16 protein-coding genes are annotated in these 14,448 nt (G+C 40.5%); 7 read left to right on the top strand and 9 right to left on the bottom strand.

Going from position 1 to position 14,448, the window contains the following annotated elements:
* Positions 1-52 precede the first annotated feature (52 nt).
* Positions 53-1,582 (bottom strand): glutamine-hydrolyzing GMP synthase, encoded by a 1,530-nt coding sequence (gene guaA / locus G498_RS0102835; protein ID WP_026979758.1) that lies wholly within the window; start codon positions 1,580-1,582, stop codon positions 53-55.
* 93 nt (positions 1,583-1,675) lie between these two features.
* Between guaA and G498_RS0102830 the strand changes: the two genes are divergently transcribed.
* From G498_RS0102830 to G498_RS0102815, 4 genes are all read left to right on the top strand, one after another.
* Positions 1,676-2,689: a DHH family phosphoesterase gene (locus G498_RS0102830; protein WP_026979757.1), complete on the top strand. Its 1,014-nt coding sequence runs from the start codon at positions 1,676-1,678 to the stop codon at positions 2,687-2,689.
* Positions 2,690-2,754: 65 nt separating this feature from the next.
* Entirely contained in the window at positions 2,755-3,333 is a 579-nt protein-coding gene (gene gldI / locus G498_RS0102825; protein ID WP_026979756.1) for a gliding motility-associated peptidyl-prolyl isomerase GldI, read from the top strand.
* A 14-nt stretch (positions 3,334-3,347) separates the two neighbouring features.
* A complete protein-coding gene (locus G498_RS0102820) occupies positions 3,348-4,427 on the top strand; it encodes a peptidylprolyl isomerase (RefSeq protein ID WP_026979755.1) in 1,080 nt (359 codons plus the stop codon).
* A gap of 66 nt (positions 4,428-4,493) precedes the next feature.
* Entirely contained in the window at positions 4,494-5,702 is a 1,209-nt protein-coding gene (locus G498_RS0102815; RefSeq protein WP_026979754.1) for a peptidylprolyl isomerase, read from the top strand.
* A 68-nt stretch (positions 5,703-5,770) separates the two neighbouring features.
* Here G498_RS0102815 and G498_RS0102810 read toward each other — a convergent pair whose 3' ends face one another.
* Genes G498_RS0102810 through G498_RS0102795 form a run of 4 tightly spaced genes read right to left on the bottom strand, consistent with a single transcriptional unit; the run spans position 5,771 to position 10,093 of the window.
* Complete coding sequence (locus G498_RS0102810) at positions 5,771-6,208, bottom strand: hypothetical protein (protein WP_026979753.1); 438 nt, start codon at positions 6,206-6,208, stop codon at positions 5,771-5,773.
* Between the two features lie 16 nt (positions 6,209-6,224).
* A complete protein-coding gene (locus tag G498_RS0102805; RefSeq protein WP_026979752.1) occupies positions 6,225-7,352 on the bottom strand; it encodes a cysteine desulfurase family protein in 1,128 nt (375 codons plus the stop codon).
* A gap of 1 nt (position 7,353) precedes the next feature.
* Complete coding sequence (locus G498_RS0102800) at positions 7,354-8,361, bottom strand: EamA family transporter (RefSeq protein ID WP_316928680.1); 1,008 nt, start codon at positions 8,359-8,361, stop codon at positions 7,354-7,356.
* A complete protein-coding gene (locus tag G498_RS0102795; RefSeq protein WP_026979750.1) occupies positions 8,333-10,093 on the bottom strand; it encodes an MFS transporter in 1,761 nt (586 codons plus the stop codon). Before G498_RS0102795 ends, G498_RS0102800 begins: the two co-directional genes overlap by 29 nt.
* Before the next feature lie 112 nt (positions 10,094-10,205).
* Here G498_RS0102795 and G498_RS0102790 point away from each other — a divergent pair, with 112 nt between their 5' ends.
* Positions 10,206-10,727 carry a hypothetical protein gene (locus tag G498_RS0102790; RefSeq protein ID WP_026979749.1) on the top strand — a complete coding sequence of 174 codons (522 nt, stop codon included), beginning with the start codon at positions 10,206-10,208 and terminating at the stop codon, positions 10,725-10,727.
* On the opposite strand, the gene G498_RS0102785 is transcribed toward G498_RS0102790, so the two are convergent.
* Together G498_RS0102785 and G498_RS15310 are read right to left on the bottom strand one after the other, a co-directional pair.
* The gene (locus G498_RS0102785; RefSeq protein WP_026979748.1) at positions 10,728-11,285 is read right to left on the bottom strand and encodes a Smr/MutS family protein; all 558 of its coding nucleotides are present in this window, start codon (positions 11,283-11,285) and stop codon (positions 10,728-10,730) included.
* Entirely contained in the window at positions 11,275-11,454 is a 180-nt protein-coding gene (locus tag G498_RS15310) for a hypothetical protein (RefSeq protein ID WP_026979747.1), read from the bottom strand. The genes G498_RS0102785 and G498_RS15310 overlap by 11 nt, the downstream gene beginning before the upstream one ends.
* A 104-nt stretch (positions 11,455-11,558) precedes the next feature.
* On the opposite strand from G498_RS15310, the gene G498_RS0102775 reads away from it, so the two are divergent.
* Both G498_RS0102775 and G498_RS0102770 read left to right on the top strand, forming a co-directional pair.
* The gene (locus G498_RS0102775) at positions 11,559-11,837 is read left to right on the top strand and encodes a DUF2752 domain-containing protein (RefSeq protein WP_026979746.1); all 279 of its coding nucleotides are present in this window, start codon (positions 11,559-11,561) and stop codon (positions 11,835-11,837) included.
* A gap of 22 nt (positions 11,838-11,859) precedes the next feature.
* Complete coding sequence (locus tag G498_RS0102770) at positions 11,860-12,219, top strand: CCC motif membrane protein (RefSeq protein WP_026979745.1); 360 nt, start codon at positions 11,860-11,862, stop codon at positions 12,217-12,219.
* A gap of 49 nt (positions 12,220-12,268) precedes the next feature.
* Here G498_RS0102770 and rocD read toward each other — a convergent pair whose 3' ends face one another.
* Positions 12,269-13,513, bottom strand: coding sequence for an ornithine--oxo-acid transaminase (rocD, locus tag G498_RS0102765; RefSeq protein ID WP_026979744.1), 1,245 nt, complete (start codon positions 13,511-13,513; stop codon positions 12,269-12,271).
* 311 nt (positions 13,514-13,824) lie between these two features.
* A complete protein-coding gene (locus G498_RS0102760) occupies positions 13,825-14,370 on the bottom strand; it encodes a DUF1697 domain-containing protein (protein WP_026979743.1) in 546 nt (181 codons plus the stop codon).
* Between the last annotated feature and the right edge of the window lie 78 nt (positions 14,371-14,448).

The following is a 14,448-nucleotide window of genomic DNA, read 5'->3' as shown; positions in this document are numbered from 1 at the left end:
GTTACAAATTTAACCATTGCAACGACTTATCCACTATATTCTTATAAAAATTTTACTCCCATTCAATGGTTGCAGGCGGTTTCGAGCTGATGTCATACACTACTCTGTTTACCCCTTTTACCTTATTGATAATCTCGTTGGAGATCTTCATCATGAAATCATAAGGCAGATGCACCCAATCGGCAGTCATACCGTCTGTGGATTCTACCGCACGCAGCGCCACTACTTTTTCGTAAGTACGCTCATCGCCCATTACCCCAACGCTGTTTACCGGCAATAAAATAGCCCCTGCCTGCCATACTTTGTCGTACAAACCGTGCTCTTTCAGTCCGTTGATGAAAATATGATCTACTTCCTGAAGGATTCTTACTTTCTCCGGCGTGATATCTCCCAAAATACGGATAGACAATCCTGGTCCCGGGAACGGGTGACGCCCTAACAATTCATCGTCGATGCCTAAGGTTTTCCCAACTCTGCGAACCTCATCTTTGAACAGCATTCTAAGCGGTTCTACGATTTGCAGTTTCATAAAATCCGGCAATCCGCCCACATTGTGATGCGATTTGATAGTTGCGGAAGGTCCTTTTACCGAAACCGATTCGATTACGTCCGGATAAATGGTTCCCTGAGCTAAGAATTTCACATCCTCTATATGATGGGCTTCGTCGTCAAAAACTTCAATGAACACGCGGCCGATGATTTTTCTTTTGGTTTCCGGATCGTCCACTCCTGCCAATTCAGACAAAAAGCGTGCCGAAGCATCCACTCCTTTTACGTTAAGCCCCATGTGTTTATACTGGTTCAGAACGTTTTCGAATTCGTTTTTACGAAGTAATCCGTTGTTTACGAAGATACAATATAAGTTTTTGCCGATAGCTTTGTTCAATAAAACGGCCGCCACCGTTGAATCTACACCACCAGAAAGTCCTAAAACCACTTTTTCGTCCTGGATTTTCTCTTTCATCTCGGCTACAATTTCTTCCACGAAAGATTTTGGAGTGAAGTTTTGCGGCACTTCTGCAATTTTCACCAGGAAGTTCTCCAGCATTTGTTTTCCGTCTTCGGAATGATATACTTCCGGATGGAACTGAATCGCATAAGTAGTTTCTCCTTCAATGCGATACGCGGCATTTTCCACGTCTTTAGTCGATGCCAAACGAACACCTCCTGTCGGTAATTGCTTTATGGTGTCACTGTGGCTCATCCAAACCTGACTGTTGATGTTTACGTCGTCAAAAAACAACTCTTCTTCTTTAATATAGGACAGATTAGCTCTTCCGTATTCGCGGATGTTCGACGGGGCCACTTCGCCTCCGCTAAAATGCGCCAGATATTGAGCACCGTAGCAGACAGCCAACAAAGGCATTTTACCGCGAATTTGCGACAAATCCGGATGTGGAGCATCTTCGCCACGAACCGAGAACGGACTTCCGGAAAGGATAACCGCCTTGTAACTCGACAAATCAGAAGGAATGTTGTTGTAAGGAAAAATTTCGCAGAATATGTTTAATTCGCGAACGCGGCGCGCAATCAACTGAGTGTATTGCGATCCGAAATCTAAAATAAGTACGTTGTGTTGCATGTGCAAAAATAGACATTTCTGTAAAAAGGAAAAATTAAAAATTTGAAAGATTTATTTAACGGAATTTTTACGCAAAAAACGTATTTTCGCAACATGATGACATCCAATGAAATTGATGCGCTGAAACAACTTTTGGCGTCACCTAAAAAAATTACAATTGTTCCGCACCGTAACCCTGACGGCGATGCCATGGGCTCTACGTTAGGCCTTTATCATTTTTTAAAACTGCAACAGCATGACGTTGTGGTTATATCCCCGAATGAGTTTCCGGACTTTCTGGCCTGGTTACCCGATTCGGAAAAAGTGATGATTTTCGAAAAAGACGTTCAGCATTGTACCGAACGAATCAACGGGTCTGAAATTATTTTCACGCTGGATTTTAATGCGTTACACCGCGTGGGTGAACAAATGCAGAAGGCTTTGGAAACCGTTTCGACCACTTTTGTGATGATCGACCACCATCAGTTACCGGATTCGTACGCGAAATTCACGTATTCAGATACCAAAATGGGATCGACCTGTGAAATGGTGTACCACTTCATCCATCAGCTTGGCGGCGAAAATTTAATCGACAAAACCATTGCCACTTGTATTTATACCGGAATTGTAACGGATTCCGGCTCATTCCGATTCCCGTTAACCACCAGCACCACACATAGAGTTGTAGCGGATTTGCTAGATAAAGGTGTCGACAATCCGAAAATCCACAATTTGCTTTTCGACACGAGTTCGTATAACCGTTTGCAATTGTTGGGAAGAGCACTTCAAAACATGAAACTGCTTCCGGAATACAAAACGTCGTACATTACCTTAACACAGGAAGAACTGGATCATTTTGGTTATGTAAAAGGCGATACAGAAGGCATTGTAAACTACGGTTTATCCCTGAAAGGTTTTGATTTTACCGCTATTTTCATCGAGAACAAGGAAGAAGGTATCATCAAAATATCGTTCCGTTCGCAAGGCGCTTTTGATGTAAACCAGTTTGCGAGAAAGCATTTTAACGGCGGCGGACACATTAATGCGGCCGGCGGAAAATCTTTTGGAACACTAGACGAAACCATTAACCAATTTATCGCTATTTTAGCCGAGGAAAAGAACAACTGATTATGCAAGAAACATGTATCCGCTACAAGCAACTTGAAAGGTTGCATAACATTTAAAACAGACCTATGAAAAACATCTATATATATGGTGTCATGCTTTCGGGACTTTTATTAGCCTGTTGCACACAACAGGAAGCCCGAAAACCGGTTTCGCACAGTTCGGGTACTTTTATTAAAGAGTCTATCGAGCGAAACAAAAAGCTTATCACCAATGAAGAAACGCTGATTGACGATATCATCAAAAAAGATACAACGGAGAATTATATCGCTTCCCCGAGAGGATATTGGTACCATTACGAAACCAAAAGCGACAAGGAATCCTATACTCCGGTTAAAGGTGATGTAGCCTTGTTTGATTATTCCGTAACCGACCTAAACGGAGACGTTATTTACACCGAGGAAGAACTGCGAACCCAAACCTATGCCGTAGATAAGCAAAACATCATGATGGGACTTCGCGACGGTATCAAACTGATGAAGAAAGGGGAAAAAATCAAGTTTCTTTTTCCTTCTCACATGGCGTACGGCTATCATGGCGACGATAATAAAATCGGCACCAATCAACCTATTATCTGTATTGTTACTTTAAACGACATTCAAAAAGGAGCTGCCTTAAAAAAAGAACCTAACAAAACCATAGAATAACCTTGCATACATTTATGAAAAAATTGTTTTCCGTCTTTGTACTGATTGCCTTATTGAACATTTCCTGCGAAAAACAACACGATAAGCTTCCCGATGGAATTTATGCCGATATTGAAACGGTAAAAGGTAACATCCTGGTTTCCCTGGAGTTTAAAAAAACACCGGTAACGGTAGCCAATTTCGTTTCTCTTGCGGAAGGGAAAAACCCTTTTGTAAGTCCTAAATACAAAGGAAAACCTTTTTACAACGGGCTGACCTTTCACCGGGTAATCAATCATTTTATGGCTCAGGGCGGCGATCCGGAAGGAACCGGAAACGGAAACCCGGGCTACAAGTTTAAAGATGAGTTCGACAAAACCCTTCGTCATGATAAAGAAGGAGTACTTTCCATGGCCAATGCGGGTCCGAACACTAACGGAAGTCAGTTTTTCATCACGCACAATCCTACTCCGCATCTGGATGACATGCACACCGTTTTCGGACACGTTATCGAAGGAATGGATGTGGTGCATGCCCTTGAAGCGAACGATGAAATCAATTCTGTAACGATTATCCGCAAAGGAAAAGAAGCCAATCAGTTTGACGCGACTAAAATCTTCAAAAACTATTACGACAAAGAAGCGGTGGAACTTAAAAAAATGGCCGACAAATACGCCAAAGTGCAAGCCGACAAAGTACTCGAATTTAAAGAATACTCCCAAAAAGCAATCAAAACCGAATCTGGCCTGAAATTTGCTTACATCAAAAAATCAAACAATCCGAAACCGGCAGCCGGAACAAAAGTAATGTTCAGCTATGCGGGCTATTTCACAAATGGCGATTTATTCGACACCAATTACGCCGAAGTGGCCAAAACATACGGAAAATACGATGTTAACCGCGACCGTCAGGCCGGTTATGCTCCGGTTCCTTTCGTCTATGGTAAAAAAGACGGCTTAATCCCCGGCTTTATTGAAGGAATGGAAAAAATGGCCATAGGCGACAAAGTAATATTGTTTATTCCTTCTTATCTTGCTTACGGAGAAAGAGGAGCACAAGGCGTAATTCCGCCCAACACCGATCTGGTTTTTGAAATGGAATTAACCGATAAATAAAAAAACGGGAAGAACCCTGAAAATCCCTGCACAATGCAAAAAGAGTAAGGATATTATTAATCAGGCATGAAAACGAAAATTTTGTTTTTATTGTTTTTAGGAATGTTGAGTGGCTATGCTCAGAAATCTAAAACACCAGCTAAAAAAACGACTAAAACCACTGCTGCAAAACCAACAGCTAAAAATGCAACTGAAGGGATTTTTGCAGACATTGAAACCAACAAAGGTAAAATAACCGTTAAACTGGAATACAAAAAAACCCCCATTACGGTAGCCAACTTTGTATCGCTTGCGGAAGGAAAAAATACCGTAGTCAGTGAGGCTTACAAAGGAAAACCTTACTATGACGGCATTAAGTTCCACAGGGTTATTAAGGACTTTATGATTCAGGGAGGCGATCCTTTGGGAACCGGCGCCGGTGATCCCGGATACAAGTTCAAAGATGAAATCGTACCGGAATTGAAGCACTCTAAAGGAGGAATTCTGTCGATGGCCAATGCCGGACCCGGAACAAACGGAAGTCAGTTTTTCATCACACACAAAGAAACACCTTGGTTAGACGGAAGACACACTGTTTTTGGTGAAGTGACACAAGGAATGGATGTGGTGAATAAAATTGAACAGGGAGACAACATCGAAAAAATAACCATCATCCGCAAAGGAAAAGAGGCTAAAAATTTCGATGCTTCCAAAATCTTCGCAGACTATTACGCCAACAAAGCCGAAGACGATAAAAAAATGGCAGCTTTAGAGGAAGAAAAAAAGAAAAAGGCTATCGAAGAACAAGCGGTAAAAGACAAAGAATACAACGACAAATACGCAGCTGTATTCCAAGCGAAAAAAGCAGAATTTGAAAAGGCCAAAGCAACGGCTACCCAAACGGCAAGTGGTTTGCGTTACACTATCGTCAAAAAAGGAAGCGGTAAAAAACCTGCGGAAGGTGCACAAGTACAAATTGGTTATGCCGGATATTTTGAAAACGGAAAACTGTTCGACACCAGTTTCGAAGATATTGCCAAATTATACGGAAAACACGACCCAATGCGTGCCCAGCAAGGAGGTTATAATGGCTTCCCTTTCACCTATGGTAACAAATCCGGATTAATCGCCGGTTTTATTGAAGGTCTGGAAAACATGAATTCAGGTGACAGAGCTTTAATCTTTATCCCTTCAAAATTAGGATATGGCGAAAGAGGTGCCGGAGGTATCATTCCACCCAACACCGATTTGATTTTCGAAATCGAAATGACAGAAGCGGCTGCGCCAAAACAATAATTATACTGTAAAATTAAAAAAGGCACTTTCTAACAGAGTGCCTTTTTTAATTCTTGTGATTTTGTGTCTTATCCGGAAAACTTCCAGTCAAATTCGTCCTGATTGTTAAAGACAGCGCCTACTTCCACTTTTACAATCTCGTTATATTCTGCGATTAGCATGAGCCAGTTTTCTTCGTTAAAGGCATTTTCTAAACCATCTTCTTCTGTAGTTTCCCAGTTTTTAAAATTTTTATCTTCCAGAAAACCTATTACTTCTTTTGGCGCAAGACCGATAATTTTTTTTTCGAAAAGAACAGAATCCGGATGGGAAATTACAATATAACCCAATCGAAAATCTTCATCTTCATAAAAAGTAAGTCGTATTTTGTGCTGATTGTACATGTAAATAATGTTACCATCATCATCTTTAAACTGTGAGCTTGGTTTCCCGTACATGGCGACAACATGTTGCTGCTTCATTCCGAAAAGCAAATCTCCAACTCCGTATTTTGGCTTAATATCCATATTCTTTTTTTTTTTTTTAGCCTATACTTTTCAAGGCACTAATTAAATCTTCTATATCTTCTTTAGTATTGTAATGACTGAACGAAATCCGAAGGCTTGGTTTCGCTGCTTCTTCCTCGTTTAAAAGTTCGGCCAGAACATGCGACGGTTTCACGCTTCCGCTCTGGCAGGCGCTTCCTCTGGAAACGGCAATGCCTTTCATATCCAGATGAAACAAAATCATAGCCGTTTTATCTTCGGAAAAAGGCAGCAAAACGTTCAGGATATTGTAAAATCCGTCTTCGCTTCCGTTGATTTTCATTTCCGGAAAAGCGATTGTCAATTGTTCGATAGCGTACTTTTTTAAATCTGAAATGTACGCCCTTTCTTGGTTTAACTGCAGATATGACAGTTCCAGCGCTTTAGCCATTCCGGCAATCTGATGCACCGCTTCGGTTCCGGCACGCAAGCCTTTTTCCTGTTCGCCGCCGTACAAAAGAGGCTGTAATCCGCTGTTTTTCTTCACATAAGCAAACCCTGCTCCTTTTGGTCCGTGAAATTTGTGCGCGCTGGCCACCAGAAAATCAATCCCTAAATGCTGTACATCAATTTCGGTTTTTCCGATGGACTGTACAGTGTCCGAATGAAACAACGCGTTGTAATCATGCGCCATCCGAACGGCTTTTTCCAGATTCAAAACGGTTCCGGTTTCGTTGTTTACGTGCATCAGGCTTACCAAAGTTTTTCCTTCCTGGGAAAGCAATTCGGCTAAATCGGTAAAATCTATTTCTCCGTTGGGTTTTAAGGCGATATAATCTACTTTGATGCCGTATTCTACTTCCAGCATTTCCACCGTATGTAAAACGGCGTGATGTTCAATTTTAGAAGTGATGATGCGCTCAACGTTCAAATCTTTAACCGCCGAACGTAATATCCAGTTGTTGGCTTCCGTTCCGCAGGAGGTAAAAATGATTTCCGAAGCGGTAGCATTTAGCTGTTTCGCAATGCTTTTCCTCGCAGATTCCAACAGTACTTTTGCACTGCGGCCAAAACTGTGCGTAGACGACGGATTACCGAAATCTTCCGCTAAAATCCGGGTCATTTCCTGAACAACTTCCGGTCGTAAGGCCGTAGTAGAAGCGTTATCTAAATATATTTTTCTCATCTTATTCGGAAACGGGCAGTTCTTTCAATTTTCGGTTAAAGATAAGTTTTTCGTTGAAAACAATTATGGAAATCAAAATCAACGAATAGGAAATCATCTGAATTTCCGTTACTTCTTCCCGATAATAAAACACTGCCAGTAAAAAATTGATAATCGGATTGATGTACAGCATAATCCCCACGGATGAGGAATTTACGCCTTTCAAAGCAAACAAATTTAAAAATAACGGGATGATGGTAAACATTACCACAATAAAAATCAGGCAAATGTAAAACAATCCTTCCGCAGGCACCGGACCACTAAAGGACGGAAAGAAAGGCAACAGCAAAATTCCCGACGTTAACAGCTGAATGTTTAACCCGACAAATTTATCCACTTCGGTGTTTTTACGCTGAAAAACAAGGTACAAGGCGTAGGTTAGCGCTACAATCAGGCTGTAAAAAATATCCGCAAAACTGTTGAAAGAAAGCAAAACACAACCCGTTACGCTTATTCCCACGGCCATCCATTGCCATTTGCTCAGTTTCTCTTTCAGAATAAAAAAGGCGAGCACTGTGGTAAGAATCGGGCAAACCAGATACGCAAACGAAGCAGCCTTCACACTGATATGGTTCATCACATAGATGAAAATAAACCAGTTCGCCGTCAGCAGCAAACCTCCGCCAATGTTAATCCGTAACATCTTTCCGCGCTCGGATTTGGGTTTGGATTGGAAGTTTTTCCAGTCGTTCAGCACTACGTTTTTCCGGATAAACAAATTGATGGCCGAAATCAGCATCACACTCAAAAAAACACGGTAAAACAAAATATCCAGCGACGGATAATGATGAATCGGCTTCAGGGCCAAACTGAAAAAACCCCACATGGCAAAGGCCGTAATGGCCGCCAGATAGTATTTGTTGATGCGCATAAAAAAGAAATTCGGAGCAAAGGTACAGTATTTCCCGTGCTCCGAATCGGATATTATTATTTTCTTAAGATTAATGGACGCCTTCCGCTTCGATTTCATCTACTTCTATGTCTTGCTTTTTCAGTATCGATTTAACCGCAACAGCGAAAAACAAAAGATAAGCGAAACAAATAACCGGAATGATATACGACTGGTGAATTCCGATGATATCCGATAATTTCCCCTGTATCGGCGGAATGATTCCTCCTCCTAAAATCATCATAACCAGGAAGGCAGAACCTTGCGAAGTGTATTTCCCCAAACCGATAATCGACAAACTGAAAATCGCCGGCCACATGATGCTACACGCCAAACCGCCCGCTAAAAAGGCATAAATGGCTACATTTCCGGTGGAGAACAATCCGATTAACATCGCTGCAACTCCGAAAATGGAGAACACGGTTAACGTTCTGGCCGGTTTGTCTTTACTGATAAAGAACGCTGCAATCTGCAAAACCACACAAACCACGTAATAATAAAGCGGCGTCATGTCTTTTTGGGCCAACGTATTTACGCCTATAATTACCGAAAAGGCTATCAGCGGAACAACAATCAAGGCTAAGGTTTTCTTACTGTTGCTCAAATGAAAAACACTGATGGCTCCCGCCCAACGACCAATCATTAAACTTCCCCAATACATGGAAATGTACGGTGCAATGTCGGAAGACTGATGGCCGCCGAAATCCGGAAGCTTCAGCAGTTCTCCCAAATTACTTCCTATAGCTACTTCTACGCCAACATAGGTAAAAATCGCCAGCATCCCCAAAACCAATTGAGGATATTGCAAAGCACCCCAGCCTTCACTATTTTTCTTTGCCGATTTATTTGCAAACAACAATCCGCCCACTACTACCAGCAACGCTCCTGACAAACACAACATACGCTGTCTGTCCAGGCTGGTTTTTAACTCATTAATCTGAGCCGTTTTCTTTTCCGTTAGATCATCCGCAAGCACCTGATCTTCTTTTCCGGTGGCTGCCGCTATTTTTAAATCGTCGACTTCCTTGGTTAATACTTCAATACGGTGGGCTTCATGGCTCTTGTAACTGCTGAAAACCGGTGCGAAAAACAAAACCAGCAAACCGGTCATAATCACTAATGTTTTCAGCGCTTTATTCGCCTTTTCCATCGGTTCGTTCGAAATACCCGCCGGCACTTTTCTGGAAAAATGAAACATTCCGGCAGCCGCAACAAACAACAACCCCACACATATATAAAGTAAAATCACTTTGTTTAAATCCAGGTGTTTGATCTGATCATCGGTAACGGTTGCCGTGGTTCCGAAAAGCGCGAAGGCTACAATTAACGGTCCTATGGTTGTTCCGAACGAATTGATTCCGCCACCCAGATTAACCCTGTCTGCTCCGGTTTTGGGATTTCCTAACGAAATGGCAAAAGGATTTGCGGCCGTTTGCTGCAGTGAAAAACCTAAGGCCACAATAAACAATCCGGTTAACATTCCTCCGTAAAGATTGGCCTCAACCGCTAAAATCATGGCTCCGGCGCCTAAAGCGGAAAACAACAGTCCGAAGACGATACTTTTTTTGTAGCCCCATCCGCCAACAATATCCTTGTTTTTAAAGGTTCCGAAAATAAAAAGCAGTAAGGCGCCAACATAATAGGCCGTATAAAACGCAAAATCAACCAACTGCGACTGAAACTGGTCTAAGGAAAAATAACTTTTACAAAAAGGAATAAAAATACTGTTTCCTGCCGCTATAAATCCCCAGAAAAAGAAAACGGTAATCAGGGTATACAACGCAGGATAATTGGTTTGGTGCTTAGCTGCCATAAATTAGTTTTTCGTTTGGTTTTCAAATATAGGAATATTGACGAATTTTCGTTATTTCTTTTCGCGCATTTAAAAACTAAAAATATTACTTTTGTCCAAACATTTCTTCTGTATGAAAAAAGTATTCGGAATATTGCTTGGCATTTTATTAGTAACCGGCTGTGATGATGGCGATTTGGTATTGGAGTCTTTCAATTTCAGCAATGCGCCTATTCAGAAATGCAGTGATAAAATGCTTCTTTTTAAAACCAGTGGTGAAGAACTTCTGCTTTTAGACATTCCGGCTTCTAATTTTCCGAATGAAGTAACTCCGCCCGATGAGCCCAGAATTGTAACGATTTCCGGAACGAATAAAGTACTGTACCGAAAATACAGCGGAAATGTTTCCAGCAGCACAATCTGTTCGAGCATTCCTCCGGCTGCCCCAAGTGTGGCATCGGAGTGGACGGCTTCAACCGGCGGAACCATTCAGATTGTTACCACAGAAAAAACTACGATTGATCCTGTTACCAATGAGCCCGTTCTAACTGGATACAACCATCAGATTAAATTTATAAACATTCAATTTGTAAGTACCGATAATACCTTTGTCTTTGAAGAATACCTTTTCGGAACGTACACCACCAATTTGTAATTAACGGTTCGGGTTTTGTTTGATGTACACTTCGGTGGCTCCTAAGCCGTATTTTTGGTAGTTGGCATCCTGAAAGGAAATCCCGTCGTAACGACCGAGCAGAAAATCGAGTTCGGCTTTTAAAACGCCTTCGCCTACTCCGTGTATGAAAACCACTTTCGGCATTCTGTTTTTGATGGCGAAATCCAATTGTCGTTTTGCGGTTTCCATCTGTAAGGTAAGAATATCGTAATTGGTCATTCCGCGTTTGGAAGGTACCAGTTTTTCAATGTGAAGATCTACCTCCAGAACAAATTCGTCTTTGCGGGATTTTTTCTCTTTCACGAAAGACCGTTTTTTGGCTTCTTCTTTTTCCTTCAGTGCCAAACTTAAACTATGATTGGACGTAAAAGATTTTAAATCAGTGGCATCGTCTATTTTAACCAGTTCCTTTATCGCGTAGGCCATTACAAAACCGTCTGTGGTTTCGATTACTATCTGATTGTTCTTAAAACCTGTTACAACGCCGTTTACTGCCTCATCAAGAACAGCAACTTTATCACCGATGTTAAATGTCATGATCTTCGTCTTTTTTGTTACTGGGCGTTTTCGACATTAATTTCATCATTCCGTAAAAGAAAACCAGAACACCGATACACTGGATCCATATATTCGGATTAGGTTTCGATTGCTCGTAAAACGCAAAACCAATTACAACAAAAAAGAGGATAATATACAGTGTTTTCATAGTCTGATTTAAAATTCAAAAGTACGGAACTTTAAAATAAATTTTAGTTTTTTTCAGTTATTCCCTTTTTTTTTCCTAAAATTGCTTTACAGAAAAAAGCTACCATGGAAGAATATATGCTCCCTTGCTTCAGCAAAAAGTTTTTTGGTATCGAATGCTTCGGTTGTGGTACACAAAGAGCGCTTGTTTTACTTTTCCAAGGGGAATTCAAAGCGGCTTTTCTGATGTTTCCGGCAATTTACACACTAATTCCGCTTTTCGGATTCATCGCACTCCATTACCTTGACAAATCACGAAATTATCATCGGGCTATAATATCGTTGGGCATTACCAATGCGGTGATTATGGTCGTTTCTTATTTTATCAAACATTTTTTCAACTGAATACTAACCAAAACCAATTATTATGGAAGAAACAAACTTCAACAATTTTGAGACTAAACAAAAATTACCAAATGCTTCAGCAGTTATGATTTTAGGCGTTTTGTCTATTATCACATGTTGTTGTTACGGGATTCTCAGTTTACTTTTAGGAGGCGTTGGTATTTATTTAGCCAATAAAGACACTGCTGTTTACAATCAGAATCCTTCTTTATACACTAACTTCAAAAACATTAAAACCGGTAAATTACTTTGTATCATCGGAATTGTGTTGGGGGTAATTTACCTGATTTATTTGGCTTGGTTAATCAGCTACTTTGGTTGGGAAACATTACAAAACCCTGAATTATTACAGGAAAAGATGCGTGAAATGATGGGACAATAATCAATACTTTCTAAATAAAAAATCCGCTTAAAAGCGGATTTTTTGTTTTTTATTTTTCAAACTCTTTCAGTGTCTTGATTATAATGCTTACGCAATCTGACAATTGTTCTTCATTCATCACCAAAGGCGGTGCAAAACGAATGATGTTGCCGTGCGTTGGTTTAGCCAGTAAACCGTTTTCAGCCAATTTCATACAAATGTTCCAGGCTGTGTCGCTTTCTTCGGTATCGTTAATCACGATAGCATTTAAAAGCCCTTTACCGCGAACCAGTGTTGCAATAGAAGATGTTTCGATATATTTACCGATTTCAGAACGGAAAATTTTTCCAAGACGCTCGGCATTTTCTGCAAGTTTTTCGTCTGTAACCACTTCTAAAGCAGCGATGGCAACAGCCGCAGCAATCGGATTTCCTCCAAAAGTTGAACCGTGTTGTCCCGGTTTAATCACATTCATGATGGCATCATTAGCCAATACCGCAGATACCGGATAAGCTCCACCTGATAATGCTTTTCCTAAAATTAAAATATCCGGCGTTACATTTTCATGGTTTACTGCCAATAATTTTCCGGTACGGGCAATCCCGGTTTGTACTTCATCGGCAATAAACAATACATTATGTTTCTCGCACAATGCTTTGGCTTTGGCCAGATAACCTTCCGATGGTACATAAACCCCAGCTTCCCCCTGAATCGGTTCCACAAGGAATCCTGCAATATTTGGTGATGATGTAATTGCTTTTTCCAAAGCATCAATATCATCATAAGCTATTTTGATAAATCCGGCAGTATAAGGACCGAAGTTTTTACGAGCATTCTCATCGTTTGAAAAAGAGATGATTGTGGTCGTTCTTCCGTGGAAGTTGTTCTCACAAACGATAATCTGAGCCTCATTTTCATGAATCCCCTTTTTCTCATAAGCCCATTTACGACACAGTTTTAAAGCGGTTTCCACTGCTTCTGCCCCGGTATTCATTGGTAAAACCTTATCGAAACCGAAATATTTGGTTACGAACTGTTCGTATAGCCCTAACTTATCGTTATAAAAAGCACGGGAAGTAAGGGTTAACGTCTGTGCCTGCTCCATCATGGCTCCGACAATTTTCGGATGGCAATGTCCTTGGTTGACTGCAGAATAAGCGGATAAAAAATCATAATATTTCTTCCCTTCCACATCCCAAACAAAAACACCCTCGCCTTTGCTCAGCACAACCGGAAGCGGATGATAATTATGTGCACCATATTTATCTTCTAATTGAATTGCTTCTGTAGAACTCATTTTTTCTAACACTTGCATTATTAAATTGATTTAGTAGTTTCAGTTATTATAAAATTCGCGGGGCTAATTGCTGTGCAAGTTAAGGATTCGAATCGAAAAAAATAACATTTTACAGTCTTTTTTATGAATTTTATAACAAATGAAGTTTCTTTGACATCAAACATATTGAAAAAAAATGCAATAAAAACCTACCTAAACATACTTAACAAAAAGTAAAATTCTTGTTATAAAAAACTAAAAAAGGAAATATCCATAATAAACATGGTTAAACAGAAATAATTTTTAAATTTTTAACATTTAAAAAGAAAATTTCTTATGAATTTATCAATTCAACTCTCCTCATACATTTCCAATAACTTCGTTACGGTGTTCCAATTGCGCATGGTTGCCGTTACATTTAACTTTTTCTCGATATATTTCTGATCAAAACGGGTCTTTCCTGCCCCAACAGCATATTTGATGTAAATTCTCGTGGCATCTATGGCTGCTTCATCGGGTTTGACCTGGCTCATTTTTAAATCGTGAATGGCATTAACACTTAGTTCTTTCGACACGAAGGTTACATATAATTTCTTGATATCAGCATCTTTTTCCTGTAAAAACGGATTGTTTCTAAAACAGGCTTCCAAATCTTCTTTTCCGATTACCACAACCGGAACTTCGCAGCCAAAAGCCCTGTAAATTTCCTGACGGATCTTAAAACCCACCGCCGCAGGACTTTCCTCTTCAGAAGTTACAAACACATTTCCGGACTGAATATACGTTTGTACATTCTTGAATCCGATATTTTCAAGAGTTGCTTTTAAAGCATCCATTTTTATCATGTTATGTCCGGAAACATTGATGCCGCGTAAAAGCGCTAAATGAGTTTTCATGGTATCGTTTAATCTAGGATTGCCCGTCAAAGTTACAAAAGTCTGAACGGGAAATAAGCATCTGCCCGATTTGCCATT

This window comes from Flavobacterium suncheonense GH29-5 = DSM 17707, from assembly GCF_000430025.1.
Lineage (GTDB): Bacteria > Bacteroidota > Bacteroidia > Flavobacteriales > Flavobacteriaceae > Flavobacterium > Flavobacterium suncheonense.
The sequence above is the reverse complement of the archived record's forward strand: the minus strand, read 5'-3'. Positions and strand labels throughout refer to the sequence as shown.

What these genes read in the sequence shown, in the direction of transcription:
- guaA (WP_026979758.1), bottom strand. Translation starts at nt 1,582, where the DNA reads ATGCAACACAACGTACTTATTTTAGATTTCGGATCGCAATACACTCAG.
- G498_RS0102830 (WP_026979757.1), top strand. Translation starts at nt 1,676, where the DNA reads ATGATGACATCCAATGAAATTGATGCGCTGAAACAACTTTTGGCGTCA.
- gldI (WP_026979756.1), top strand. Translation starts at nt 2,755, where the DNA reads ATGAAAAACATCTATATATATGGTGTCATGCTTTCGGGACTTTTATTA.
- G498_RS0102820 (WP_026979755.1), top strand. Translation starts at nt 3,348, where the DNA reads ATGAAAAAATTGTTTTCCGTCTTTGTACTGATTGCCTTATTGAACATT.
- G498_RS0102815 (WP_026979754.1), top strand. Translation starts at nt 4,494, where the DNA reads ATGAAAACGAAAATTTTGTTTTTATTGTTTTTAGGAATGTTGAGTGGC.
- G498_RS0102810 (WP_026979753.1), bottom strand. Translation starts at nt 6,208, where the DNA reads ATGGATATTAAGCCAAAATACGGAGTTGGAGATTTGCTTTTCGGAATG.
- G498_RS0102805 (WP_026979752.1), bottom strand. Translation starts at nt 7,352, where the DNA reads ATGAGAAAAATATATTTAGATAACGCTTCTACTACGGCCTTACGACCG.
- G498_RS0102800 (WP_316928680.1), bottom strand. Translation starts at nt 8,361, where the DNA reads ATGAAATCGAAGCGGAAGGCGTCCATTAATCTTAAGAAAATAATAATA.
- G498_RS0102795 (WP_026979750.1), bottom strand. Translation starts at nt 10,093, where the DNA reads ATGGCAGCTAAGCACCAAACCAATTATCCTGCGTTGTATACCCTGATT.
- G498_RS0102790 (WP_026979749.1), top strand. Translation starts at nt 10,206, where the DNA reads ATGAAAAAAGTATTCGGAATATTGCTTGGCATTTTATTAGTAACCGGC.
- G498_RS0102785 (WP_026979748.1), bottom strand. Translation starts at nt 11,285, where the DNA reads ATGACATTTAACATCGGTGATAAAGTTGCTGTTCTTGATGAGGCAGTA.
- G498_RS15310 (WP_026979747.1), bottom strand. Translation starts at nt 11,454, where the DNA reads ATGAAAACACTGTATATTATCCTCTTTTTTGTTGTAATTGGTTTTGCG.
- G498_RS0102775 (WP_026979746.1), top strand. Translation starts at nt 11,559, where the DNA reads ATGGAAGAATATATGCTCCCTTGCTTCAGCAAAAAGTTTTTTGGTATC.
- G498_RS0102770 (WP_026979745.1), top strand. Translation starts at nt 11,860, where the DNA reads ATGGAAGAAACAAACTTCAACAATTTTGAGACTAAACAAAAATTACCA.
- rocD (WP_026979744.1), bottom strand. Translation starts at nt 13,513, where the DNA reads ATGCAAGTGTTAGAAAAAATGAGTTCTACAGAAGCAATTCAATTAGAA.
- G498_RS0102760 (WP_026979743.1), bottom strand. Translation starts at nt 14,370, where the DNA reads ATGAAAACTCATTTAGCGCTTTTACGCGGCATCAATGTTTCCGGACAT.